This is a genomic window from Nonomuraea sp. NPDC051298, assembly GCF_055586305.1.
Map to the genome: position 1 here is coordinate 145,238 of NZ_JBVJIM010000005.1, position 24,411 is coordinate 169,648.

A 24,411-nucleotide genomic window follows, 5' to 3' on the forward strand; every position below is an offset into this window, starting at 1 on the left:
GAGAGGGTGAAGGACTCAGAGGTCCCTCCTAGCCCGTAGGGTGCAGAAACGTGAGAGCTATCCGCCGGTTTACCGTCCGCACCGTCCTGCCCGCGGAGCTGGCCGCCCTCGGCGAGCTCGTGCACAATCTCCGCTGGTCCTGGCACCCGGAGACGATCGACCTGTTCGCGGAGGTCGACGCCGATCTCTGGGAGCAGGTCGGGCACGACCCCGTGGCCCTGCTGGGCGCCGTCACCCCCGCGCGGCTGAGCGAGCTGGCGGCCGACCGCCGGTTCCTGCGCCGCCTCGCCGACGCCGCCGATGACCTGCGCGAATACATGACCTCCCCGCGCTGGTACCAGACGCTGCCCGACGGCGCGCGGGCCATCGCCTACTTCTCGCCCGAATACGGCATCGCCGCCGCGCTGCCGCAGTACTCCGGCGGCCTCGGCATCCTGGCCGGCGACCACCTCAAGGCCGCCAGCGACCTGGGCGTGCCCATCCTCGCGGTGGGGCTGCTCTACCGGCACGGCTACTTCACCCAGTCGCTTTCGCCAGAGGGCTGGCAGCTCGAGCACTATCCCTCGCTCGACGCGGGCGGGCTCCCGCTGAGCCTGCTCAAGGACGCCGAGGGCGTCCCGGTCAAGATCCGGCTGTCCCTCCCCGACGACCGCGTGCTGCACGCGCAGGTCTGGGTGGCCCAGGTCGGGCGGGTGCCGCTGCTGCTGCTCGACTCCGACGTGGCCGACAACGACCTCGCGGCCCGCGACGTCACCGACCGGCTCTACGGCGGCGGCACCGACCACCGGCTCATGCAGGAGCTGCTGCTCGGTGTGGGCGGCGTACGCGCGATCCGGGCCTACTGCAAGATCACCGGGCACGCCGACCCCGAGGTCTTCCACACCAACGAGGGCCACGCGGGCTTCCTCGGCCTCGAACGCATCCGTGAGCTGACCGAGGCGCGGCTGTCGTTCGACGAGGCGCTGGAGGCGGTGCGGGCGGGCACGGTGTTCACCACGCACACCCCCGTCCCCGCGGGCATCGACCGCTTCCCCGTCGACATGATCGAGCGGCACTTCGGCGGGGCGGGCGCGTGGCCGACCGTGCCCGTGGAGCGCATCCTCGCCCTGGGCGCGGAGGCCGACCCCGGCCGCTTCAACATGGCCGTCATGGGCATGCGCCTGGCCCAGCGCGTCAACGGCGTCTCCGAGCTGCACGGCCAGGTCAGCCGCGAGATGTTCAAGGATCTCTGGCCCGGCTTCGACGTCGACGACGTCCCCATCGGGTCGATCACCAACGGCGTGCACGCGCCCACCTGGGTGGGCAGGGAGCTGATGGAGCTGGCCGGGCGCGAGGTGCCCTCGCTGCTGGAGCGGGCGCGCGGCTGGGAGGCCATCCAGAAGATCTCCGACGCCGACATCTGGAAGATCCGCGGCGAGCTGCGCCGGCGGCTGGTCGAGGGGGCCAGGGTGCGGCTGCGCCGGTCGTGGCGCGAGCGCGGGGCCTCCGACGCCGAGCTGGGCTGGATCGACGACGCGCTCGACCCCGACGTGCTGACGATCGGGTTCGCCCGGCGGGTGCCGTCGTACAAGCGGCTCACGCTCATGCTGCGTGACCCCAGGCGGCTGACCGAGCTGCTGCTCGACCCCGACAAGCCCGTCCAGATCGTGATCGCGGGCAAGGCGCACCCCGCCGACGAGGGCGGCAAGAAGCTGATCCAGCAGATCGTCAAGTTCGCCGACCAGGCGAAGGTCCGCCACCGGATCGTGTTCCTGCCCGACTACGACATGGCGCTCGGCCGGCTCATGGTCCAGGGCTGCGACGTCTGGCTGAACAACCCGCTGCGCCCGCTGGAGGCGTCCGGCACGTCGGGGATGAAGTCCGCGCTCAACGGCGGGCTCAACCTGTCCATCCGCGACGGCTGGTGGGACGAGTGGTACGACGGCACCAACGGCTGGTCCATCCCCACCGCCGACGGCGTCGCCGACACCGACCGGCGCGACGTGCTGGAGGCCGCCGCCCTCTACGACCTGATCGAGCACGAGGTGTCCGACCGCTTCTACGACCGCGGCCCCGACGGCCTGCCGCGGCGCTGGATGGAGATGGTCAAGCACACGCTCACCTCGCTCGGCCCGAAGGTGCTGGCCGGGCGCATGCTGCGCGACTACGTGATCGGCCTGTACAACCCGGCCGCCGCCGCAGCCCGCGCGCTGTCGGCCGACTCCCACGCCCCGGCCAAGGCGTTCGCCGCCTGGCGGGTGCGGGTGACCAGGGCCTGGCCCGGGGTGCGGGTCGAGCACGCCGAGGCGTCCGGCGTGGGCGACACCCCCGAGGTCGGCTCGACCGTGGAGCTGCACGCCACGATCGCGCTCGGCGACCTCGAGCCGGGCGACGTGCTGGTGCAGGCCGCCTACGGCAAGGTCGGGCCGCACGACGAGCTGGTGCACCCGGCGTACGCGACGCTGTCGGCGGGGTCGGTGGACGACGACGGGCGGGCCCACTACACGGGCGTGGTGCCGCTCGACCGTACGGGGGCGTTCGGCTACACCGTTCGCGTCGTGCCGTACCACCCGCTGCTGGCCACCCCGGCGGAGCTGGGGCTGATTACCGTGCCCGAGGAGCCCGCGGGTATGACGAACGGAACATTGCGCTAAACAAGCGGCATAATCGGGGGGTGGACGACAGCCTGAACGGCCTGCGGGCCGACACTCTGGTGGCCACGGTTCGCGGTGTGCTGCCCTCGCTGACGCCTGCCGCCCAGACCGTCGCCCGCCTCATCCTGGAAGACCCCGCGACGGTGGCCAGGAGCACGATCACGGAGCTTTCGGCCGCTTCCGGCACCAGCGAGGCCACGATCGTACGCACGGCGCGGCTGCTCGGCTTCGCCGGTTACCCGCAGCTCAGGCTGGCCTTAGCCGCGGCCGCCGCGCAGCCCGACCGGCTGGTGCCCGGCGACCTCGCCCCCGACGACCCCTTGTCGGAGGTCATCCAGAAGGTGGCCAGGGCCGAGTCCGAGGCGATCAACGACACCGTGGCCCAGCTCACCTCCGAGCGGCTCGGGCTGGTGGTCGACGCCATCGTCGGGGCCAGGCGCGTCGACGCCTACGGTGTGAGCGCCTCGGGCCTGGTGGCGGAGGACGTCGCACAGAAGCTGCTGCGCATCGGGCTGTCGAGCCACGCCTTCCAGGACGCCCACCTGGCGCTGACCAGCGCGGTGCTGCTGAGGCGGGGCGACGTCGCCATCGGCATCAGCACCTCGGGCGAGACGCCCGACGTGATCGAGCCGCTGAGCCGGGCCAAAGAGGCCGGCGCCACCACGGTGGCGATCACCAACAACCCCCGTTCCACGATCGCGGAGCTGGCCGAACACGTGCTGATCTCGGCCGGGCGCGAGACGGAGTTCCGTCCCGGCGCCCTGGCCAGCCGCATCAGCCAGCTCCTCGTGGTCGACTGCCTGTTCGTCGGCGTCGCCCAGCGCACGTTCGACTCCTCTCAGGAGGCGCTCGCGAGCACCAGGCGGGCCGTCAAGGAGTTCACCCGGAGAACGTCACCTGCACGTCGTCAGCCTTGACGAACATCACGCGGTGCCCGAACTGGATCTGCAGGTACTTCGTCCTGCCCCGGACGACCTGGTGGTCCTCCAGGTTGAAGGTGACCGCGCGGTAGTACTCGGTGGCCGCGGGCCCCGCGAGCGTGTACTTCTCGCCCGCCGAGAACGTGTACTGCAGCGGCGTCACCGCCTGGTACGGGACCCCGGCCGGGTACGCCTCCTGCTCCGGGTACGCCCTGCCGTACACCGGGACCGTGGCCTTGCCCGCCTTCGGCGTGACCACGAGCCCCATCGACGGCACCGCGGTCGGGGCGTCGGCCGGGTTGTGGAACCACGCCTTCTGTCCCAGGTACCAGATGGCCGTCCAGTCGCCCTGCCGCTCGGCCACGGCGAAGCGCTGGCCGGTGCTCGCGCGGGCGCTGTGGTCGTACACGCTGTAGAGCGACTCGCCCGTCGGGTGCTTGCCGATGTCCTTGACCAGCGGCGCGTCCTGCCGCGGCTCGGTACGCAGCCAGACCGTGCCGGCGGGCAGCGGCGGGCAGGCGGCCTGGGGGTTCTTGCGGTCGCAGCCGTAGAAGTAGGGCTTGTTGGTGGCGAAGTCCGGCTTGATCATGACGGACCCGGAGCGCGGCCCCCCGAACGGGTGCAGCGGCGCCCCCATGAGCTGGAAGTAGTGCGCCCAGTCCCAGAACGGCCCCGGGTCCTCGTGCATGCCGCGCACGGTCGTCGGCAGGGTGCCCGGCACGTTGTCGTGGCCCAGGATGTGGGCGCGGTCGAGCGGCACGCCGTGCTTGAGCGCCAGGTAGCGGACCAGGCGGGCGGAGGAGCGGTACATCGCCTCGGTGTACCAGGCGCCGCCCTCGGCCAGGAACCCTTCGTGCTCGATGCCGACGGACTTGGCGTTGATGTACCAGTTGCCGGCCTGCCAGGCGACGTCCTTGGTCTTGATGTGCTGGGCGATGTGGCCGTCGGCGGAGCGGACGGAGTAGTGCCAGCTCGCGCCGTAGTTGGGGTCCTGGTTGAGCCGGATGGAGGGCAGGAAGTAGCCCTCCATGTCGTGGATGATGATGTAGTCGACCTTCTGGCTCTTCGGCCGGTCGGCCAGGTCGTAGTGACCGTAGTCGTCGTCAGGGAGCTGCTGGTAGCCGGCCGCGATCCACTCGCACGAGATCGAGGCGGGGCACTCCACGCCGTCGGGCCTGGTCTGCCGCAGGCCGAGCCGCTCCAGCCACTTCTCGATCTTCTCCAGGCCGGGCACGGCGGGCAGGGCGACCCGCTGCCCGTCGTCGGTCGTGCGCGCGGCGCCCTCCTCGATGACCGAGAAGACCTCGTCGGCGAAGAACCTGGCCGCTCCGGACTCCTCGGCGCCCGAGTATCTGGCGACCGCGCCGTACCACTGGCCGGGGTCGTCGGAGAGGGGCGCGCCGAGCGCCTTCTGGTAGTCGGCCAGCAGCGCGGCGCCGCCGCGGATGTTGGCGGCGTCGTCCGTACGCAGCCGCTCGTGGCTCTCGCCGGTCAGCGCGGCGGCCCGCTCCATGGTGCGCAGCGAGGCCGGGATCTCGGCGGGGGCCGGTCGTTCGGCGGGCGGGGCCAGGGGGCGGCTGTCGTCGCCGCGGGCGTCCTCCTCGCCCTCCCCGTGGTGGTTGGAGGAGGTGAAGGCGGCGGCGTCGGTCAGGTGCATGGGACCGAAACCGGCGTCGCTGGAGGGCAGGCCCGCGTGGGCCTCCCAGCGCGACTCCAGGTAGGAGACGCCCAGCAGCACGCTCTGGGGAACCTGGAACTCCTCGGCCGCGGCGGCGAACGCCTGCTGCCGGTCCGCGGGCTCCTGGGCCTGGGCGGCGCTCACATTGCTTAAGGGCAGCAGGGCGACGAGCGAGATCGCCAATAGTCTGCGCATGAACCACTCCTCGGGGCTGGGGGGCGCATCGTGCAGTTCAGCGTCTCAACATCTTCCTTCGCGGGCGAGATCTTTACGAAGATAATTTTCGGCCGTTGACACTCCGTCAGGCCGGGCGGTCGCCCGGAGCCGGGATCTGCCCCGCCGTGGACCGCGTACCGGCGGCTCTTGGCCCCGGCTTGACGTCCGGGCTTGACGTCCGGGCGGCAGTCGGGCGGCGGCTACGGCACCAGGACGACCTTGCCCGTCGTCCGCCGTGACTCCAGCGCGGCGTGCGCGGCGGCGGCCTCGGACAGCGGGAACGCCTGTACGGCAGGCACCAGCGTGCCCTCGGCCGCCGCCGCCAGGGCCCTGGCCTCGTACGCGGGGCGCTGCTCGGGCCGGCCGATCAGGAGCAGCAGGGCGTTGGTCACGGTCAGGCCGCGCTCCTCGACCAGGCGGGGATCGGGCGCGAAGTCCTGCTTCGAGGCGTTGCCGATGGTGACGTACCGGCCGCCGTCGGCCAGCAGCCCCACCGCCGCGCGCGCCTTGTCGCCGCCCACCCCGTCGAGCACGGCCGTCACCTTCCGGCCGCCGAGTCGGTCGGCGACCGCCGCCGCCCAGGAGGGCTCGTCGTAGTCCACGGCGAGGTCGGCGCCCAGCTCGCGCACGGCCGCCACCTTGGCGGGCCCGCCCGCCGCGCCGATCACCCTGGCGCCCAGGCGGAGGGCGTACTGGACGGCCAGCCGGCCGATCCCGCCCGCCGCCGAGGTCACCAGGACGACGTCGGCCGCCGACAGCGCGGCCACGTCGAGGAACTCCAGTGCGGTGCGCCCGGTGACGATCATCGCCACGGCCGCCTCGTGGCTCAGCCCGTCGGGCAGCCGGTGCACGGCTGCCACGTCGGCCACGGCCAGCTCCGCGTACCCGCCAGGCCGGCCGCCCGAGGTCACCACGTCACGGCCGATCCAGCCGGGGTCCACGCCGGGGCCGGCGGCGTCCACGCGGCCGGCCACCTCGCCGCCGAAGATCGTCGGCAGCTCGGGCAGCGGCGGCATGTAGCCGCTGGACAGGCCGGCCCGCAGCGCGGTCTCGATCAGGTGCACCCCGGCCGCCTTGACGGCGATCCGCACCTGGCCGGGGCCGGGCTCGGGATCGGGGACGCTCTCGTGGACGAGGTTCTCCGCGGGGCCGAAGGAGTGCAGGACCACAGCACGCATGACAGGTCTCCCTGATCGGACGACATCGGTTTCGTTCCTCAGAGCCTGCATCCTCAAGTTTGCTTGAGGTCAACCGGCGGTCCTGGCGAGGCCGGGGACGGCCAGGGGGCCCGGCGGCGAGATCCCCGCCGTCAGGAGGGTGGCCGGGTGAACAGGTGCCGCCAGCGTTCCGCGGCCTGGAGCATGTCCTCGTTGGTGTGCTGGAGGAAGCGGGCCACGGTCTCCATGCGCAGGCCGACGGGCGTGGCGGGCCCGAAGATCCGGGCGCCTTCGAGGGTGGTCTCGGCCAGCATCGCGTTGCGCTGCGCGCTGGCCAGGAACGCCCGGTACCAGATCCACTCGTCCACGACGTACCGGTCGCGCCGCCGCCGGGGGTCGCGCTCGCGCCTGACCAGCTCCTGCTCCTCCAGGTACGAGATCGCGGTGGAGATCGAGGCGGGGCTGACCTGCAGGCGCTCGGCCAGCTCCTTGGCGGTGAGCGTTCCGGTGTCGGTGGTGGACAGGCACGTGAGGACCCTGGCCATCATGCGCGGCAACCCCGTCTGGACCAGGGTCTGCGTGATCCGCTCCTCGAACGCGCGTACCTCCCCTGGATCGCGCCCGTGGCCCGCCGTGGGCGCCCGGCGGGCCTGCGGCGCGGGCGTCCTGCGGCGGCGGGCCCGTTGCCTGGCCGCCTGCTGGGCGCGGTCGGCCCGGTAGTCCTTCTGGCCGCCGTTGCGCAGGACCTCCCGGCTGACCGTGGAGGTCGGCCGGCCGAGACGCCGGGCGATCTCGGCATAGCCGAGTCCTTCCGACAGGCCCTCCGCTATCTGCCGGCGGTCCTGCTGGGTGAGCCGGTCTCCCATGCGCGTTCGCCTCCCGTCGTCGGACCGTGCTTGCCCAGTATTGCGTTCGCGGCCAGCTCGTTGCAACGGGTGGTCGAGTGGTGGGTTGCGTTCAGCGTCAGCATCGCTGCAATCTTCGCCGAGTCTGACCTGCAGATACCTCGAACTACGCCGCGAAGCGGATTGACGAAATGTTGAACGCAACGTAGCTTTTGGAGCTGTCTGAACACGTACTATCGCGAATCGGGAGTCCAGAGAATGAACAAGACCCTTCAGACCGCGCTGTCCCTGCTCCTCGCGGGGACGCTCGTGCCCGCCGCCGCCACCAGCGCCGCCGCCACCGAGCGTCCCGAGCTGCAGCAGGTGCTCGACCGGGCCGTCTCCGGCGGCGGCGTGCCGGGCATCCTCGCCGAGGTGCGCGACGGGCGCACCCGCTGGTTCGGTACGGCCGGCGTCGCCGACACCGGGACCGGCCGCGAACGCACCCCGCGCGACGAGTTCAGGATCGGCAGCCTCAGCAAGGCGTTCACCTCGACCGTGGTGCTGCAACTCGACGCCGAGGGCAAGCTGGACCTCGACGACACCGTGGAGAGCCGGCTCCCGGGTCTGGTGCGCGGCGGCGACCGGATCACCGTGCGGCAGTTGCTCAACCAGACCAGCGGGATCTTCAACTACAGCCTCGACCCGAAGCTGGTGTCCACGTACGTCGGCCCCGGCTTCCTGGAGCACCGCTTCGACCGCGTTCACCGCGAGGACCTGGTGGAGATCGCCATGGCCCACCCGCCCGTCTTCGAACCGGGGGAGGGCTGGGGCTACTCCAACACCAACTTCGTGCTCGCCGGGCTGATCATCGAGAAGGTCACCGGCCGCACCTACGCCCAGGAGGTGGCCCGGCGCATCACCCGCCCCCTCGGCCTGACCGGGACGTACGTGCCCGGCGACGACGAGACCCGGCTACGCGGCCCGCACAGCCGCCACTACTCCAAGCTCCTGCTCCCCGACCCCGACGCCGAGGTCCACGACGTCACCGAGATGAACGTCTCCGGCGCCTGGGCCGCGGGCGGCGTGGTCTCCACGGCCGGCGACCTGCACCGGTTCATGGGCGCGCTGCTCGGCGGCAGGCTGCTCCCGCCCGCGCAGCAGCGGGAACTGCTCACCGGCGTCTCCACCGAGGGCGGGGGCTGGCTCCCCGACACCACCTACGGCCTGGGCATCTTCTGGCAGAAGCTGGCCTGCGGGGTGACCGTCTGGGGCGGTGGCGGCGCGATCAACGGCTCGTGGACGTACGCGATGGGCAGCCGCGACGGCCGGCACCTGCTGGTCAGCAACGTCAACGGCGACTGGGACAACCCCCTCACCACCTTCAACGCGGCGATGGAGACCGAGTTCTGCCCCGCGCGGTGACCGAGGCGGCTCGGCCGCGGGCGGCGGCCAGGCCGTCAGGGGACGAGCCTCAGCGAGGGGCGCTGGTCGGGCAGGCCGATCAGCTCGCGTACGCGGGCGATCGGCCACGCCAGCTCCCCGGCCAGGGTGGCGGCGCTCAGCCCGCTCTCCCGGGTGGCCAGGTCGAAGGCGTGGGCCAGCAGCACCGGTTGTTCGCCGGGGTAGCCGGAGACGGGCTCGTTGGTGAAGCCCGGCTGGTCGCGCAGGGCGTTGAGGCGCTGGTAGGCGCGGCCGGCGGCCGAGTCGGACAGCAGCCCCGTCTCCCGGCACCGGTAGAGCAGCGAGTCGACCGACACCCCCCACGTCTGCCGCAGCTCCGCCAGCCGGCGCAGGTCGGCGCGGAGGGGGAGCTGGGGCAGGATGCTGTCGCGCGGCGTGAGGAACTCGGCGGCGAAGGCGTCGGCCTCGCGCTCCTGCTGGGTGTCGCCCGCGGCGGTGTCGCCGTGGAGGACGAGGTGGCCCAGCTCGTGGGCGGCGGTGAAGCGGTGGCGGTAGATGTCGTCGAACCGGTTGGGCGTCAGCACCACGATCGGCCTGGGCAGGCTGGAGGTGGAGAACGCGTCGACGGTCACCGCGTCGGGGTCGTGGCGGGGGAAGGCGACGACGATGCCGTGCGACTCCATCCGGCGCACCAGGTGGCTGAGCGGGCCGGCGCCCAGCCCCCAGTGGGCGCGCAGGGCGCGGGCCGCGCCCGCCGGGTCGCGGGGCAGGTCGGAGTGCATCTCGCCGCCCGCGAACCCGGGGAGGTCGACGGGCGGGAGCTGGACGCGTTTCTCCAGGGCGTAGGTCAGCTCCCACACCTGTTCGACGAAGGCCACGGCCTTGGCGCGCTGGTAGGCGCGGGTGGAGCGCAGGCTGCGGAAATGGGCCATGGAGCCGTCGAGCTTGCCGTGCGGGCGGCCCGGCAGGAAGAACGCCATCGGCACCGACAGCACCTCGGCCAGATGGGGGACCAGGTCGGGGCGCGGGCGGGTGACCCCGGACTCGTACTGGCCGACCGCCGCGGGGGAGACGCCGAGGTGCTCGGCGACCTCCTTCTTGGTGAGGGCGGCCAGGTGGCGGGCCTGGGTGAGGCGGGTGGCGTCGAAGGCGTCGGCGACCGCCTGCGGCGTCAGCCCACCGGGTCGGGGGCCACGCGGGGGCCGGTCGCCCGTGCCGGAGTCACGCACCGCGGGCGGTTTCCCGCCGGAGCGGGGTGGGCTCGGCGCTCGGCGGGGTGCGGCGGGCGGCGGCGGTGCGCGGGTTGAGCTCGGGCGCGGGCAGCACGCCCTGGTCGAACGCCGCCGCGCTGTCGCCCCGGGCGGGCGCCCCGGCCTCCTGGGTCAGCGGGATCTGCTCGCAGTGGTGCCAGCGCAGGCTGCCGAGCCGGTCGAGCAGCTCGGCCTCGCCCCACCAGGCGTCGAGCAGCCCGGCGTGGGCGTTGCACGCGTACGCGATCAGCACCAGCCGCGTGTCCTCCGGCAGCTCGCCCAGCGCCTCGGCCACCGGCACGGCGTGCGGCGCGACGTCGTGCAGCGCGAGCTGCCGCATCCGCGGCTCGGGGCCGAACCGGTTGAACAGCGCCTGCACCAGCGCCGACGGCCGCCCGTCGCCGATGCGGGCGCTCATCACGCTCACCGACCGGTCCTTGGCGTAGCGGAACGGGAACAGCAGCTTGCCGTCGAGCACCACCAGCTCGTGCTGGGAGCCGCCGGGCTTGACGACGCGGACGTCGCCCATGTCCTCGAACGCCTCGGCCAGCGTCTCGAACTTGCGGGACATGAGCGTGAACCCGAACGGGTGCAGATGGTCGGTCTGGGCCACCTTCTGCGCGTCGAGGGCGTTTTCCAGCGCCACCGACAGCGCCTCCGCGACGCCCGCCCTGATGAGCGGCACCCGCTGCCCGAACGTGTCGTGAGCCCACTGCGACACCCGCATGCCCGACCTCCCGCCGCTTTACTTTCCAACATCATAGACCCGCCACGGCTTCATGTTGCCGCCACGCCACTCCCGTAACCTGCGACGTGACGCCCATCGCTCCCGACCAGGAAGGACCGCCGACGTGACCGCCATCGCCTTCATCGGCCTCGGCATCATGGGCAGCCCCATGGCCGTGCACCTGGTCGAGGCCGGGCACACCGTGACCGGATACACCCGCACGCAGGAAAAGGCCAGGCCGCTGGCGGCGGCCGGCGGCCGGGTGGCCGAGTCGATCGCCGGCGCCGTGACGGGCGCCGAGGTCGTCGCGCTCATGCTGCCCGACTCGCCCGACGTGCGCGACGTGCTGGCGGGGGAGGACGGCGTGTTCGCCCACGCCGCGCCCGGCACGCTGATCATCGACTTCTCCTCCATCCGCCCCGACGTCACGCGCGAGCTGGCGGCGGAGGCGGCCCGCCGGGGCCTGCGCCACCTCGACGCCCCCGTCTCGGGCGGTGAGCCGGGCGCCAGGAACGCGACCCTGTCCATCATGGTGGGCGGCGAGGCCGACGCCTTCGAGGCGGCCCGGCCGATCCTCGACGCGGTCGGCAGGACCGTCGTGCACGTCGGGCCGAGCGGCGCGGGCCAGACCGTCAAGGCCGCCAACCAGCTCGTCGTCGCGGTCAACATCGGGGCGCTGGCCGAGGCGGTGGTGTTCCTGCGGGCGTACGGGGTGGATCTGGAGGCGGCGCTCCAGGTGCTCGGCGGCGGCCTGGCGGGCTCGGCGGTGCTGGCCCAGAAGGGCGCCAACATGGTCGAGCGTTCCTTCCCGCCCGGCTTCCGCATCGACCTGCACCACAAGGACCTGGGCATCGTCACCTCGGCGGCGCGTGAGGCCGGGGTCGTGCTGCCGCTCGGCGCGCTGGTGGCCCAGCTCGTGGCCTCGGCGAACGCGGTCGGCGACGGCGCGCTCGACCACTCGGCGCTGCTGCGCGTCGTCGAACGCCTCTCGGGCGACGCCTGAACCGTCGGGTGTCCTTCGGGCGACGCCTGAACCGTCGCCTAAACCCAAGGGAGCCCCAATTTCGTCACTCCAAGCGACAGGCGGCCGCGTCCGCAATTACTCGGAGTGATCAACGCTGTTAGTCGTGGGCCATGTTCTCATTGCGATCATGGCCTTCGCGTGCGGCGACCGCCGTAACCGTGGCCGTTCTGGCCCTGGCTCCTGCGGCCGGCGCGAACGCCGCCTCTCCCACCGAACTCCCGCCCGCCCTCCTGCCCCCGGCCGCGTTCGTGCAGCTCGGGCAGCTCGACGTCGCCGCACCCCGGTCGATGGCCGGCTACAGCCGCGCCCGCTTCCCGCACTGGTCGCAGCAGGGCGACGGCTGCGACACCCGCGAGGTCGTGCTCGCCCGCGACGGCGTGGACGTCAAGCAGGACGAGAACTGCCGCGCCATCTCCGGCACCTGGCACAGCGAGTACGACGGCAGGGACTTCACCAGCGCCTCCGCACTCGACATCGACCACATGGTGCCGCTGGCCCAGGCGTGGCGCTCGGGCGCGGACACCTGGACCGACGCCCGCCGCAGGCAGTTCGCCAACGACCTCGACGGGCCGCAGCTCATCGCGGTCTCGGCCGCCTCGAACAGGTCGAAGGGCGACCAGTCACCCGACCAGTGGCGTCCGCCGCTGCGCAGCTTCTGGTGCACCTACAGCCGGGCCTGGATCGACATCAAGGCGCGCTACGACCTGACGATCACCGAGCCCGAGCGGGAAGCGCTCGCGGAGATGCTGACGACCTGCTACACACCTGAGGGTACGTGACCGTGCACGGAACGTACTGAAGACCGGACACCCTCGAGACCGAAAGCCGGCAGCCATGAAAACCGAATGCTATGAAAGCAACGTCGTCGCCGGTCCCGGTGGGGTGATGACGGTGGAGGTCGGCGTCATCACCGGCGAGGTGACCGTGCGGACGGAGGTGGCGGGCGACCGGGTGACGGTCCGCATCCAGTACCTGGACGCCGACGAGTGGTACGAGGTCGAGGGCAGCCCCCTGGAGCGGGTCACCGATCCCGGGCCGCGCCTCCACCAGGAGATCGTGCGGGCCGTACGGCAGGGCCTGCCGGGCGGCCTGATCGGCTTCCAGACCGTCACCTGACCCTTGGGCGGCCCCGGAGACACCGGGGCCGCCCCCGTTTCCGCGCTCCGCTGCGCGCCCCGTCTCGGGGTAGGGGGAGGCCGTGACGCACATCATCGATCGCGAGACCGTCCAGGACCTGCTCGCCACCCGGCAGGCGCAGCTCGTCGAGGTGCTGCCGGAGCGGGAGTACACCTGGGCGCACCTGCCGCAGGCCGTCAACGTGCCGCTGAGCCGCCTCGACCGGGCGGCCACGACCACGCTGGACGCCGGGCGGCCGATCATCGTCTACTGCCACGACTGGCTGTGCGACCTCAGCCCGCGCGCCGCCCACCGCCTGGACCGGCTGGGCTTCGGCGACGTGTACGACTACGCGGTGGGCAAGATGGACTGGCTGTCGGCCGACCTGCCCTACGACGGCCACGCGGCCCTGGTGTCCAAGAGCGTGCGGCGCGACCCGGTGACCGCCGTGCTGGACGACCCGCTGGGCGCGCTCACCGAGCGCATCGTGGCCGACCCCGCCGGGCTCGCCGTCGTGGTGGACGAGGACGACGTCGTCCAGGGCGTCATCGGCTCGCGCGAGCTGAAGGGCGCCGACCTCGACGACACCGCCGAGCACGCCATGCGACTCGGGGCCACCACCGTACGCCCGAGCGAGGAGGTCGAGCCGCTGGTCCAGCGCATGGACCGGGCCAAGGTGGACCACGTCGTGGTCACCCAGCCGGACGGCAGGCTGGTGGGGCTGTTCTGCCTCGGCGACGCGCGTCCCCCGGAGAGCGACTCCGACCAGGGCTGACGGACGTCGGCCGCCCGCGTCCCGGCCTCGCGAGCGCCCACGCGGAGGGCGCCGACGTCAGGAGCGCCGGTCGAGGTGGAACGTCTGCCGCCCCCGCGAGCCCGGCCGGGCGTCCAGCGACTTGTCGTCCAGGATCCGCACCGCGTCCTCGGCCACGAAGACGCGCACGTCCTCCCTCTCGACCACCTGGTCACCGGCCTGCGGCGTGCGGGCCAGCACGACCTCCAGCGTCCCCGCCTCGTCGGCCTTCGGGGAGATGCGCAGGCCCGCCTCGGCGGGTACGTCCTCCCCGACCATGAGGTCACGGATGGCGGCGACCGCGTTGTCGGTCAATGTCAGCACGACCTGCCCCCCTAACCCACCGCCCCGGGAACCGGGTCCTCGGCAAGCTCCGACTCCCCCGCGGCCCGGGGCCCAAACACATGCGCGCACGGGTCGCGGGTAGCACGGGAGGCATGGGAAAGACCGACGGGGCCGTACTGGACGTCCTGCTCGACCGGTACGGCCGCACGTACGCGAGGGAGGCGGGCATCAGGCTCGCCGACCGGCCGAAGCCGCTGTACCAGCTCCTCGTCCTGGCCAAGCTGCTCAGCGCGCGCATCTCGGCGGAGATCGCGGTCGCGGCGGCCAGGGAGCTGTTCGCCGCCGGGTACGGCACGCCCAGGGCCATGCGGGAGGCGAGCTGGCAGGACCGGGTGAACGCGCTGGTCCGCGGCCACTACCGCCGCTACGACGAACGCACCTCCACGATGCTCGGCGAGGGCGCCGAGCTGATCCTCGACCGCTGGCAGGGCGACCTGCGCCGCCTGCGCGACGAGGCCGAGGGCGACGGGCGGCGGATCGCCGCGCTGCTGATGACGTTCCCCGGCATCGGGCCGACCGGGGCCGACATCTTCCTGCGCGAGGTCCAGGCCGTCTGGCCGCAGGTCGCGCCGTACTTCGACCAGCGGGTGCTGGACGGCGCGGGCCGGCTGGGCCTGCCCCGCCAGGCCGGTCGGCTGGCGAGGCTGGCCCACTCCGGGGACGAGCTGGCCCGCCTGTCGGCCGCGCTCATCCGGGTCTCGCACAGCGAGGAGTCCGTGGACGAGGTCAGGTCCGCCGCGACCCGCTGATCGCGACGCGGGGCCGGGGGAGAGCCGGGTGGACTGTTAGGTTCGGGCACATGGGTGAGTTTGTGAGCGTCGAGGTGGCCGACCAGATCGCCACGATCCGTCTTGACCGTCCGAAGATGAACGCCCTCAACGGGCAGGTCCAGCGGGAGCTGGCGGAAGCGGCCGCCATCGTGGACGGCGATCCGCAGGTCCAGGCGGTGATCCTGTACGGAGGGGAGCGCGTGTTCGCCGCCGGGGCGGACATCAAGGAGATGGCCGAGATGTCGTACGCCGACATGGCCGTCCACTCGCGCCTGCTGCAGGGCTGCCTGACCGCGGTGTCCAGGATCGGCAAGCCGGTCATCGCCGCCATCACCGGCTACGCCCTGGGCGGCGGCTGCGAGCTGGCGCTCAGCGCCGACTTCCGGGTCGCGGGCGAGTCGGCCAAGCTCGGCCAGCCGGAGGTGCTGCTCGGCCTCATCCCCGGCGCGGGCGGCACCCAGCGCCTGCCGCGCCTCATCGGCCCGGCCCGCGCCAAGGACCTGATCTTCACCGGCCGCCACGTCCCGGCCGCCGAGGCCCTCGCGATCGGCCTGGTGGACCGGGTGGTGCCCGACGAGCAGGTGTACACCGCCGCCCTCGAATGGGCCGCCACCTTCGTCGGCGGCGCGACGGTCGCGCTGCGCGCCGCCAAGCAGGCCGTGGACCAGGGGCTGGAGACCGACCTCGACAGGGGTCTGGAGATCGAGCGCCTGGCGTTCTCCGGTCTGTTCGCCACCGACGACGCCCGGGTCGGCATGCGGGCGTTCGCCGAGAGGTCCAAGCCCAAGTTCACCGGTCACTAGCCGCGACGCCCACGTCAGGGCGTACGTCGCGGGATCCCCGTCGTGGGCGGGGATCCCGCGATCGCGACGCGAGGTCAAACACATTCGGTAGGGCCGTCCTTACCGAGATGGGTTTGCCACTATGGTGACGTTTCATGATGCGCGTCCTGGTCCCTGCCCGGCTCAGAAAGGCCGTGCGCACGTGGTTCGACTCTCGCTACATCTCGATCAGAGATCACCGCCAGGACATCAGGGACGCGCTCTGGGAGGTCCAGACCCTGAGACGGGAGATGGCGACCCTCCAGACCGAGGTGGAACGCCTGCGCAAGGCCCGTCCCCCGGCGGCCGCCCCCCGGTCTGACGGGGCGGAGAGGGCGAAGCTCGACGACACCCACCGGCTCGCCCAGGAGACGGCCAAGGCCCTGGACGGCGTGCTGCAGAACGAGATCCTGGTCTGGCAGGCCATCGACGAGCTGCGCGCCGACCGCCGGGGCAGCTCCGAGGAGCAGCCGTGCGCGTGACCTGGACCGGCGGCGGCGACCTGAGCTTCCGCTTGGACCCGGAGGACGAGATCACCGGCAGGGCCTCCGACGAGCACCCGATCAGGCTGGCCATCAACTCCTGCTCGATCGGCGGGGTCCCGGACGACGCCCACCCCGACCTGTACGCCGTGGCCGCCTGGACGATCGTGGCGCCGTGGACCAGGAGGCGGATCACGTTCGACCGGGCGGTCTCGGCGGAGCTGGCGCGGGCCCTGCACGACGGCTGGGGCGTCGAGGCGGGCCCGCTGGGCGCCGAGCCCCGCCGCCCGGGGGCCGGGCTCGCGATCTCCTACAGCGGCGGCGCCGACTCGGTCGCGGCGGCCACGATCTACCCTGACGCCCCCTTCGTGCACTTCCGCCGGGTGGCGCACCCGCGCGTACCGAACCGCTGGCCCCACTACCGCTCCGACGTGCTGGCCAAGCTGGCCGCGAGCACCGGCCGCGAGCTGACCACGGTCACCTCCGACCTGGAGTACACGCTCGCCGAGCCCCGCCCCGGCTACCCCGAGCACCACGCGGTGGCCGCGGGCGCGCTGCTCCTGGCCGACCGGCTCGACCTGGGCGGCCTGGGCTTCGGCTACGAGCTGGGCTCCCGCTGGCTGGGCGGCGGCCGGTACCTGTGGCGCTTCACCCCCGACAACCCCATGTGGGCGCCGCACGGCAGGTGGGGCCGCCTGTTCGCGGCGGCGGGGGTGCACATCGTGCTGCCTGTCGGCGGCGTGAGCGAGGCCGTCACCATGCGGCTCGCCCTCGGCTCGGACCTCAGGGAGCAGGTCCGCTGGTGCCTGCGCGGCACCGGCGGTCCGTGCCGTACCTGCGCCAAGTGCCTGTACAAAGAGCTGATCCAGGCCGCCGTGGAGCGCCGCCCCCTCGACACGCCGCTGACCGCCGACCGCCCCGCCGACCGCAAGTACCTCAAGAAGCCGCCGTTCGGCGGCCAGGAGATGATCCAGTACGGGCTGGCCCGCGTCCCTGGGATCGAGAACACGCTGTTCGCCCCGGCGCTCGACCACTTCGACGTCTCGGAGGAGGCGACGGCCTGGCTGGAGCACTGCTACCCGCCCGCCCTCGGCGAGATCCCCGAGCGGTGGCGCGCGCGGGCGGCGGCGTTCGTCGAGGCCGACGTCGGGTTGATGACCGACTCCGAGGTGCGCCGCGTGGAATCGTGGGGCATCTGATGGACGGCCGGGTGAGGAACGGAGCGGCGGCGTGAAGGTCTATCTGTCGGTGGACATGGAGGGCGTGACGGGGCTGACGGACCCCGAGGAGATGCACGCCGGCAAGCGCGGTTACGAACGCGGGTGCGAGCTGATGACCGCCGACGCGAACGCCGCCGTCGAGGGCGCCTTCGCGTCCGGGGCGACGAGCGTGCTGGTCAACGACGCCCACGGGTCCACCAAGAACCTCAGGATCGACCTGCTCGATCCCCGGGCCAGCCTGATCAGGGGCCCCGGCAAGGCGCAGCGCATGGCGCAGGGGCTGGACGCGACCTTCCAGGCGGCCTGCTTCGTCGGCTACCACGCCCGCGCCGGGGTGCCGCACGGCGTGCTCAACCACACCTGGATGGGCAAGGAGATCCAGAACGTCTACCTCAACGGCGAGCTGTGCGGGGAGACCAGGCTCGTCGCGGCGTGCGCAGGGTTCCATGGGGTGCCCGTGGTCCTGGTGACCGGGGACGAGGCCGTCGGCGAGGAGGCTCGCGAGCTGCTCGGGGACGTCGAGACGGTGGCGGTGAAGAAGGGCATCGACAAGTTCTCGGCCGAGCTGCTGCCGCCGGTCGTCGCCCAGGCCCGCATCCGTGAGGCCACGCGGCGGGCGCTGGACCGGTTGACGGACTTCACGCCGTACTCGGTGGAGGCGCCGTACACGTTGGGGGTGGAGTGGAACTCGACCGCCATCGCCGCCGCCGTGTCGCTGATCCCGGGCGTGACGGCGGTGGGCCCGCGTCAGACCGAGTTCACGACCGGAGACTTCACCCAGATCATGGCCCTGTTCGGCATCTTCGCCACCATCGGTGGGCAGATCGCCTGTGGCAGCGGCCCCTATGGGTGAGGGCACGGGCTCGGGCGCGGCGCTGACCCGGCGGGGTCTGCTCGTCGGGATCGGGGCGGCGGGCGGGGCGGGCGCCATGTACGCCGCCATGGGCGCACTCGGCCTGGCGCCCTCCGCCCAGAGCAAGGAGTTCACCGCCCCCCGCTCGGGCGACTTCACCCTGCGCGGCAAGGGCACCGCCAAGGTGGTGATCCTGGGCGCGGGCGTGGCGGGGCTGACCGCCGCGTACGAGCTGGGCAAGGCCGGCTACGACTGCACGCTCCTGGAGGCCGGGCAGCGGGCCGGCGGCCGGAACCTCACCCTGCGCGGCGGCGACCGCCTGACCGAGCTGAACGGCCCCGCCCAGCAGGTGACCCTGGGCGAGGGCGGCTACTTCAACGCCGGCCCCGCCCGCATCGCACCCTGGATGGTCACCCTCGACTACTGCCGCGAGCTGGGCATCCCCATCGAGACCTTCGTCAACAACAACGCCGCCGCGTACGTGCACACCAACGGCCGGACGACGCGGGCCCGCACCGCCCGAGCCGACATGTACGGATACGTCGCCGAACTCCTGGCCAAGGCCACCGACCTCGGCGCGCTCGACAAAACCCTCACCAAGGACGACAGGGAAGGGCTGCTGGAGTTCCTCAGGAGGTTCGGCGACCTCGGCCCGAAGCTCGACTACGAGGGATCCGACCGACGCGGTTTCACGAAATTTCCGGCGTTAGACGTCGGCACCCCCATCCCCGCACCCGGCACCCTCCACCAGGTCCTCGCCGCCGGCACCGGCCGCGCCATCACCAACGACTTCGGCTACGAGCAGGCCACCCCCATGTTCCAGCCGGTCGGCGGCATGGACGCCATCGTCACCAGGCTCCGGGAGGCCGTGGGCCAGGACCGGATCAGGACGGGCGCCAAGGTCACCAAGGTCACGACTCTGGACGACGGCGTCGAGGTCGTCCACACCGGCGGCTCCGTCAAGGCCGACTACTGCGTCGCCGCCCTCCCGCCCCACCTCCTCGCCAAGATCCCGCACAACCTCGGCCCCCAGGTCGGCGCCGCGCTCGCGACCCCCGTCCCGATCGCCGCCGGCAAGATCGGCCTGGAGTACGGCCGCCGCTGGTGGGAGCTGGAGGACCGCATCTACGGCGGCGCCACCGAGACCGACCTGGACATCACCCACATCTGGTACCCGTCGCACGGCTACCACTCGGAGCGCGGCCTGCTCGTCGGCTACTACAACACCGAACGCGAGGCCGAGCTCTACGGGGCGCTCACCCCGGAGGACCGGCGGCGCAGGGCGCTCACCCAGGGCAAGAAGATCCACGGCGAGAAGTACCGCCAGAACGTGCTCTCCAGCGTCTCGATCGCCTGGGAGCGCCAGGAGCACATCCAGGGAGGCTGGGTGCGCTGGCCCTCCTTTGATTCTTCCTTCACTCTTCTGCAACGCCCCGCAGGAAGGGTTTACTTCGCGGGCGACTGGCTCACCCATCTGATCGCCTGGCAGGCGGGGGCCATGGAGTCCGCACGTGGCGCCGTCACGCAGTTGCACCAGCGCGTGCTGCAGTCCCCGTGACGACGCCGTCCCGCTGCTCCCACGGCCGCAATAGGCTCGGGGGAGAAGCGATCGAGGAGTTGGGATGACGTTGCACTGGGTGCCCGCGACCGAGCGGATCGACCTGCTGGCCGGTCCGGTGGCGCGGGCCGTACCGGACATGGAGGGGGTCGAGGTGGCCGAGATCGATCCCGATCTGGCCGACACGGCGGCGTTCTGCGAGCGATACTCCGTCACCCTCGACGAGTCCGCCAACTGCGTCGTCGTGGCGGCCAAGCGGGGCGGCGAGACGCGCTACGCCGCCTGCATGGTGCTCGCGACGATGCGGGTCGACGTCAACGGCGTGGTGCGCAGGCACCTCGACGCCCGCAAGGCGAGCTTCGCGCCGATGGCCGACGCGGTCGAGCTGACGGGCATGGAATACGGCGGCATCACCCCGCTCGGCCTGCCCGAGGAGTGGCCGCTCCTGGTGGACACCCATGTCGCAGGGCATCCGAGGGTGGTGATCGGCAGCGGCGTGCGCAGGTCGAAGCTCGCCGTCTCCGGCGCCGCGCTGGCCGGCCTGAAGAGAGCAGAGGTGCTCTCCCTGGCCGGCTGAGGGAAAACTGAAGCCGTTTCGAGACCGTTGGATGGGAAACCGATGAGCCCGTTCTGGACGTTGTACGAGTGGGAATGTGGCCTCATGGTTCATCTCGTGGGCGGGGATTAAGCCGGTATGGTGCTTCATGCCATGAACGATGACCGACTAGGCCCTTACCGGCTGCTCAAGCGGCTCGGTGAAGGCGGGATGGGCGTTGTCCACCTCGCTGTCGACCCCCAGGGGCGACAGGTGGCAGTCAAGGTCCTGCGCGCTGAGGTCGCCGGTGACGAGGTCGCCAGGCGGCGGCTTTCGCGCGAGGTCGAGACCATGCGCAGGGTGCGCAGCAAATACATCGCCGAGGTGCTCGACGCCGACGTCACCGGTCATCGCCCCTACATCGTCACCCAGTACGTGCCCGGCCGCGCGCTCGACGAGATCGTCAAGGACGACGGGCCGCTCGACCTGCCCGACCTGGTGCGGATCGCGCACGGGGTGGCCGCCGCGCTGGCCGTCGTGCACTCGGTGGGCGTGATCCACCGCGACCTCAAGCCGGGCAACGTGCTGATCCTCGACGGCGAGCCCGTCCTGATCGACTTCGGCATCGCCCAGGCGGTCGACGCGACGCGGCTGACGCAGACCGGCATGTTCATCGGCACGCCCGGCTACCTCGCCCCCGAGATCATCGAGGGCCAGGAGGCGGGGCCCGAGGTCGACATCCACGCGTGGGCGGGCACGCTCCTGTACGCGGGCACCGGCCAGCCGCCCTTCGGCAAGGGCACGCTGGAGATGATCTTCTACAACATCACGGCGGGCAAGGCCGACATCAGCGCGGTCCCCGCCGAGTTGCAGCCGCTGCTCAAGGCGGCCTTCCAGCGCAACCCGAGCAAGCGGCCCAAGGCGGCCGAGCTGGCCGAGCAGGCCGCCCGCATGCTCGCCGCCCCGGCGCCGCGCGGCCGGCCCGACGAGATCTCCACGGCGCCGCGTCCCGGCGGCCCGCAGGTCCCGCTGCCGACCCCGGTGACCGACCGGCCGTCCTACGAGATCTCCACGCCGCCGGTGACGCCCAGGCGGCTGCTCGAAGGGCACGACCAGCCCGGCACGCCGCCGCCCGACCAGCAGTACGTCTCGCTCCTGCCCAACCAGCCCGACCCGTGGCCGACGCGCCGGGTGTCGCCGGAGGAGCTGCGGCAGATCCAGCGCGAGGCGAGCGCCTACCCGCCGCAGACCGGCGGCAGCGGCCCGCCGGCCCCGCCGCCGGGCGAGACCGACGTGCCCACCCGCCGGGTGCGCCCCGACTCGCCCGACTACCGCAGGCCCGGCACGGGGCCCAACACACCACCCGGCACACCACCCGGCACACCACCTGGCACACCACCCGGCACACCGCAGCCGAACGCGCCCCATCCCAACGCGTCCCACCCCAACACGCCGCCGTCCCACCTGGCGCACGGCCACGCGGGGCGTCCCGACCTGCCCGACTACGGCCGGCCCAACCCGATCCCGGTGCAGCCGCCCCCCTACATCCCGGCCCAGCCGCAATACCCGCAGCTCGACCCGGCGACCAAGCGGGAGCCGTACATCCCGGGCGTGGCGCCGGGCAACGTGCTGCAGCGTTCCAGGGCGTACGGCGTGGCCGGCGCCATGCTGCTGGTCCTGATGATCGCGGCGGCCGTGCTGGCGCCGGTGCTCGTGGCGATCGCGGCGGTCCCGGCCGCGATCCTGCTGCGCGCGGCCGACCTGGCCCAGCCGCAGCTCGCGGGCCGCAGGGCGGCGGGGGCGGCGGCGCTCGACGTGGTCAGGGTGTTCGCCCACCCGGCCGCGCTGGCCAAGTCGGCGGGCATCACGCTGGCGCTGGTGCTCTACGCGCTCATCCTCGGGCTGCCGGTGACCCTGCTGCTCACCGTGGTGGCCGGGATGGCCTCCGCCAACGCCCTGGCGTGGGGCGCCGCGATCGCTCTGTGGACCGTCTGCGCGGGCCCTGGAGTGGAGGGTCCTGGCAAACAGATGCGCAGAACGCTCTCATCGCTCGTACCCTCGAGAACAGCGGCGATGGTGATGGCGGGAGTGCTCGCGGCGGCTGCCGGGCTCTCGCTGATCCTCGCCTTCTCCAGCACGTTCGGGGACAAGCCAAGGGGGGCCGTATGGACTCCGCTGAACGTCGGACCAGTGACCGCAGAGCTCGACCAGCTAGGGGGGAATTCCGGGGGATGACGCGGGGAAGGCGGCGATGAGCACGCAAGCACCAGAACGCCTCGGTCCCTACCGCCTGGTCAGGAAGATCGGCGAGGGCGGCATGGGGGTCGTCCACCTGGGTCTCGACGACGAGGGGCGCGAGGTCGCCATCAAGGTGCTGCACCCTCATGTGGCCGCCGACCTCAAGGCGCGCGACCGGCTCACCCGCGAGGTCGAGACCATGCGCCGGGTGCGCAGCTCGTTCGTCGCCGAGGTGATCGACGCCGAGCTGGTCGGCGGGCAGCCGTACGTGGTCACCCGCTTCGCGCCGGGCCGCACGCTGGAGGACACCGTGCTGGCCGACGGCGCGCTGGAGGCGCGTGAGCTGATCAGGCTCGCCCAGGGGCTCTGCCAGGCGCTGGTGGCCATCCACGCCGCCGACGTGATCCACCGCGACTTCAAGCCGTCCAACGTCATGCTGGTCGACGGTGAGCCCCTGGTCATCGACTTCGGCATCGCCCATCTGGTGAACGCCACCAGGCTGACGCAGACGGGCATGTTCGTCGGCACGCCGGGTTATCTGGCACCCGAGATCATCCGCGACTCGGAGATCACCCAGGCGGCCGACGTGCACGCGCTGGCCTCGACGGTGTTCTTCGCCGCGGCCGGGGTGCCGCCGTTCGGCACGGGGACGTTCGAGGCGGTCTGCTTCAACATCATGGAGGGGCGGGCGCAGCTCGACAAGGCGCCCGCGTGGCTGCGCGGCTGGCTCGGCCGGGCGCTCCAGGTCGACCCGGAGGCCCGGCCCGACGCGCACGAGCTGCTGCGGATGGCCAGGGCGCTCGACCCGTCGGTGACGACGTTCCACGAGGCGTCACCCGACGGGCCGACCGGCACCAAGCGGCTGGGCGACCGCACCCGCACCATGGACACGTTCTCCGACCTGCTGCCGCCGGTCGACTACCGCCAGGCCGCGCCGGCGCCTTCCCCGGCGCCGTCCCCGACGCCGACGCGGCGCGAAGACCTGCCGCCCCCGCCGCGCAGGGACGAGCGGCCCCCGCCGTACGTCCCCGCGCCGATGTCGGCCAGGCCGCCCATGCCGCGCCCCGACCAGCGGGTGGCCGGTTACCCCGCGCCCGCGCGGGCGGCGGCTCCGGAGACCGCGCCGTCGCAGGTCAGGCCCTACACCCCGCCGCCCCAGTACACCCCGCCTGCCGAGCGGCGGAAATACCTGTTCGGCAGCCAGGTCGTGGGCCTGCTCCTGCTGGTCACGCTGGTGGCCGGGACGGTCATGATGCCGGTCATGGTGGGCGCCGTGGCCGTGGCGCTCGCGCTGGTGCTGCGCATCGGCGAATACCTCTTCGGCGACCTGGTCCAACGGCGGCAGGCGCGCGGGAGCAGCGCGGCCGATCCGCTGCTCGCCCTGGTCGGCACGCCGTGGGCGCTGGTGAAGTCGGCGCTGGTGACGGTGGTGCACGTGCCGCTGGCGCTGCTGTTCGGGATCTGCGTCTGGGGCGTCCTCTACTGGGCCGGTGGGATGGGCGTCAACGAGGCGGCGGCGTTCGCGTCGGGCGCCTTCGCGGCCGGCCTGTTCGTGCTGCCCGGCGGCGGCGCGCCCCGCAAGGCGGTCACCCGTACGCTGACCGGCGTGCTGCGCAGCCCCGGCGCCGCGCTGGTGGCGGTCGTGCTGGTGGGCACGGCGGCGCTGTTCGCGGTGATGTTCGCGCTGGGGCAGGATCCGGTGTGGTCGCCGTGGCGGGCCCCGCAATCGGTGATCAACGACCTGGCCAGCGACGCCAGGCAGAGCACGGTCGGCCTGATCGTCGGGCTGGTCGGCAGTCTGCTCGACGGTCTGGGGCTGGGGTTCCTGAATCCCTGGTCCTGAGTGT

22 protein-coding genes are annotated in these 24,411 nt (G+C 72.6%); 16 read left to right on the plus strand and 6 right to left on the minus strand.

The window, feature by feature from the left end:
• The first annotated feature begins 50 nt into the window (after positions 1 to 50).
• Positions 51 to 2,633: an alpha-glucan family phosphorylase gene (gene glgP / locus ACZ6S0_RS17640; RefSeq protein ID WP_465918301.1), complete on the plus strand. Its 2,583-nt coding sequence runs from the start codon at positions 51 to 53 to the stop codon at positions 2,631 to 2,633.
• A gap of 20 nt (positions 2,634 to 2,653) precedes the next feature.
• Entirely contained in the window at positions 2,654 to 3,550 is an 897-nt protein-coding gene (locus tag ACZ6S0_RS17645; protein WP_344882210.1) for a MurR/RpiR family transcriptional regulator, read from the plus strand.
• On the opposite strand, the gene ACZ6S0_RS17650 is transcribed toward ACZ6S0_RS17645, so the two are convergent.
• The 3 genes from ACZ6S0_RS17650 to ACZ6S0_RS17660 all read right to left on the minus strand — a co-directional run bounded on the left by ACZ6S0_RS17650 (position 3,513) and on the right by ACZ6S0_RS17660 (position 7,470).
• On the minus strand, positions 3,513 to 5,426 hold the full coding sequence (locus ACZ6S0_RS17650) for an N-acetylmuramoyl-L-alanine amidase (protein WP_465918308.1): 1,914 nt from the start codon (positions 5,424 to 5,426) through the stop codon (positions 3,513 to 3,515). The two genes, ACZ6S0_RS17645 and ACZ6S0_RS17650, sit on opposite strands and share 38 nt — an antisense overlap.
• Before the next feature lie 221 nt (positions 5,427 to 5,647).
• On the minus strand, positions 5,648 to 6,625 hold the full coding sequence (locus ACZ6S0_RS17655) for a zinc-binding dehydrogenase (RefSeq protein ID WP_465918312.1): 978 nt from the start codon (positions 6,623 to 6,625) through the stop codon (positions 5,648 to 5,650).
• Positions 6,626 to 6,756: 131 nt separating this feature from the next.
• Complete coding sequence (locus ACZ6S0_RS17660; protein WP_465918316.1) at positions 6,757 to 7,470, minus strand: helix-turn-helix domain-containing protein; 714 nt, start codon at positions 7,468 to 7,470, stop codon at positions 6,757 to 6,759.
• Between the two features lie 237 nt (positions 7,471 to 7,707).
• Between ACZ6S0_RS17660 and ACZ6S0_RS17665 the strand changes: the two genes are divergently transcribed.
• Positions 7,708 to 8,853, plus strand: a complete 1,146-nt coding sequence (locus tag ACZ6S0_RS17665) for a serine hydrolase domain-containing protein (RefSeq protein WP_465918320.1) — start codon at positions 7,708 to 7,710, stop codon at positions 8,851 to 8,853.
• Between the two features lie 35 nt (positions 8,854 to 8,888).
• On the opposite strand, the gene ACZ6S0_RS17670 is transcribed toward ACZ6S0_RS17665, so the two are convergent.
• Both ACZ6S0_RS17670 and ACZ6S0_RS17675 read right to left on the minus strand, forming a co-directional pair.
• Positions 8,889 to 10,061, minus strand: coding sequence for a helix-turn-helix domain-containing protein (locus tag ACZ6S0_RS17670; RefSeq protein ID WP_465918324.1), 1,173 nt, complete (start codon positions 10,059 to 10,061; stop codon positions 8,889 to 8,891).
• Entirely contained in the window at positions 10,054 to 10,809 is a 756-nt protein-coding gene (locus ACZ6S0_RS17675; protein WP_465918327.1) for a hypothetical protein, read from the minus strand. The genes ACZ6S0_RS17670 and ACZ6S0_RS17675 overlap by 8 nt, the downstream gene beginning before the upstream one ends.
• A 124-nt stretch (positions 10,810 to 10,933) precedes the next feature.
• On the opposite strand from ACZ6S0_RS17675, the gene ACZ6S0_RS17680 reads away from it, so the two are divergent.
• The 4 genes from ACZ6S0_RS17680 (at position 10,934) to ACZ6S0_RS17695 (ending at position 13,724) form a co-directional block, all read left to right on the plus strand.
• A complete protein-coding gene (locus ACZ6S0_RS17680) occupies positions 10,934 to 11,812 on the plus strand; it encodes a 2-hydroxy-3-oxopropionate reductase (protein ID WP_465918331.1) in 879 nt (292 codons plus the stop codon).
• Positions 11,813 to 11,991: 179 nt separating this feature from the next.
• Entirely contained in the window at positions 11,992 to 12,612 is a 621-nt protein-coding gene (locus tag ACZ6S0_RS17685; RefSeq protein WP_465918334.1) for an HNH endonuclease family protein, read from the plus strand.
• Positions 12,613 to 12,718: 106 nt separating this feature from the next.
• Entirely contained in the window at positions 12,719 to 12,949 is a 231-nt protein-coding gene (locus ACZ6S0_RS17690) for a hypothetical protein (protein WP_465918338.1), read from the plus strand.
• 82 nt (positions 12,950 to 13,031) lie between these two features.
• A complete protein-coding gene (locus tag ACZ6S0_RS17695; protein WP_465918340.1) occupies positions 13,032 to 13,724 on the plus strand; it encodes a rhodanese-like domain-containing protein in 693 nt (230 codons plus the stop codon).
• A gap of 57 nt (positions 13,725 to 13,781) precedes the next feature.
• Here ACZ6S0_RS17695 and ACZ6S0_RS17700 read toward each other — a convergent pair whose 3' ends face one another.
• The gene (locus ACZ6S0_RS17700) at positions 13,782 to 14,066 is read right to left on the minus strand and encodes a Fe-S cluster assembly protein HesB (RefSeq protein ID WP_465918343.1); all 285 of its coding nucleotides are present in this window, start codon (positions 14,064 to 14,066) and stop codon (positions 13,782 to 13,784) included.
• Positions 14,067 to 14,179: 113 nt separating this feature from the next.
• Here ACZ6S0_RS17700 and ACZ6S0_RS17705 point away from each other — a divergent pair, with 113 nt between their 5' ends.
• The 9 genes from ACZ6S0_RS17705 (at position 14,180) to ACZ6S0_RS17745 (ending at position 24,407) form a co-directional block, all read left to right on the plus strand.
• The gene (locus tag ACZ6S0_RS17705) at positions 14,180 to 14,836 is read left to right on the plus strand and encodes an endonuclease (protein WP_465918346.1); all 657 of its coding nucleotides are present in this window, start codon (positions 14,180 to 14,182) and stop codon (positions 14,834 to 14,836) included.
• A gap of 50 nt (positions 14,837 to 14,886) precedes the next feature.
• Positions 14,887 to 15,660, plus strand: a complete 774-nt coding sequence (locus tag ACZ6S0_RS17710) for an enoyl-CoA hydratase/isomerase family protein (protein ID WP_465918349.1) — start codon at positions 14,887 to 14,889, stop codon at positions 15,658 to 15,660.
• Positions 15,661 to 15,794: 134 nt separating this feature from the next.
• Positions 15,795 to 16,160 carry a hypothetical protein gene (locus tag ACZ6S0_RS17715; RefSeq protein WP_465918352.1) on the plus strand — a complete coding sequence of 122 codons (366 nt, stop codon included), beginning with the start codon at positions 15,795 to 15,797 and terminating at the stop codon, positions 16,158 to 16,160.
• A complete protein-coding gene (locus ACZ6S0_RS17720; protein ID WP_465918356.1) occupies positions 16,151 to 17,359 on the plus strand; it encodes a DUF6395 domain-containing protein in 1,209 nt (402 codons plus the stop codon). Before ACZ6S0_RS17715 ends, ACZ6S0_RS17720 begins: the two co-directional genes overlap by 10 nt.
• A gap of 31 nt (positions 17,360 to 17,390) precedes the next feature.
• Positions 17,391 to 18,233: a M55 family metallopeptidase gene (locus ACZ6S0_RS17725; RefSeq protein WP_465918359.1), complete on the plus strand. Its 843-nt coding sequence runs from the start codon at positions 17,391 to 17,393 to the stop codon at positions 18,231 to 18,233.
• Positions 18,226 to 19,791, plus strand: coding sequence for a flavin monoamine oxidase family protein (locus ACZ6S0_RS17730; RefSeq protein ID WP_465918361.1), 1,566 nt, complete (start codon positions 18,226 to 18,228; stop codon positions 19,789 to 19,791). The genes ACZ6S0_RS17725 and ACZ6S0_RS17730 overlap by 8 nt, the downstream gene beginning before the upstream one ends.
• Before the next feature lie 64 nt (positions 19,792 to 19,855).
• On the plus strand, positions 19,856 to 20,368 hold the full coding sequence (locus ACZ6S0_RS17735; protein WP_465918365.1) for a YbaK/EbsC family protein: 513 nt from the start codon (positions 19,856 to 19,858) through the stop codon (positions 20,366 to 20,368).
• A gap of 132 nt (positions 20,369 to 20,500) precedes the next feature.
• Positions 20,501 to 22,561: a serine/threonine-protein kinase gene (locus ACZ6S0_RS17740; RefSeq protein WP_465918369.1), complete on the plus strand. Its 2,061-nt coding sequence runs from the start codon at positions 20,501 to 20,503 to the stop codon at positions 22,559 to 22,561.
• Between the two features lie 16 nt (positions 22,562 to 22,577).
• Positions 22,578 to 24,407, plus strand: a complete 1,830-nt coding sequence (locus tag ACZ6S0_RS17745; RefSeq protein WP_465918371.1) for a serine/threonine-protein kinase — start codon at positions 22,578 to 22,580, stop codon at positions 24,405 to 24,407.
• Positions 24,408 to 24,411 lie beyond the last annotated feature (4 nt).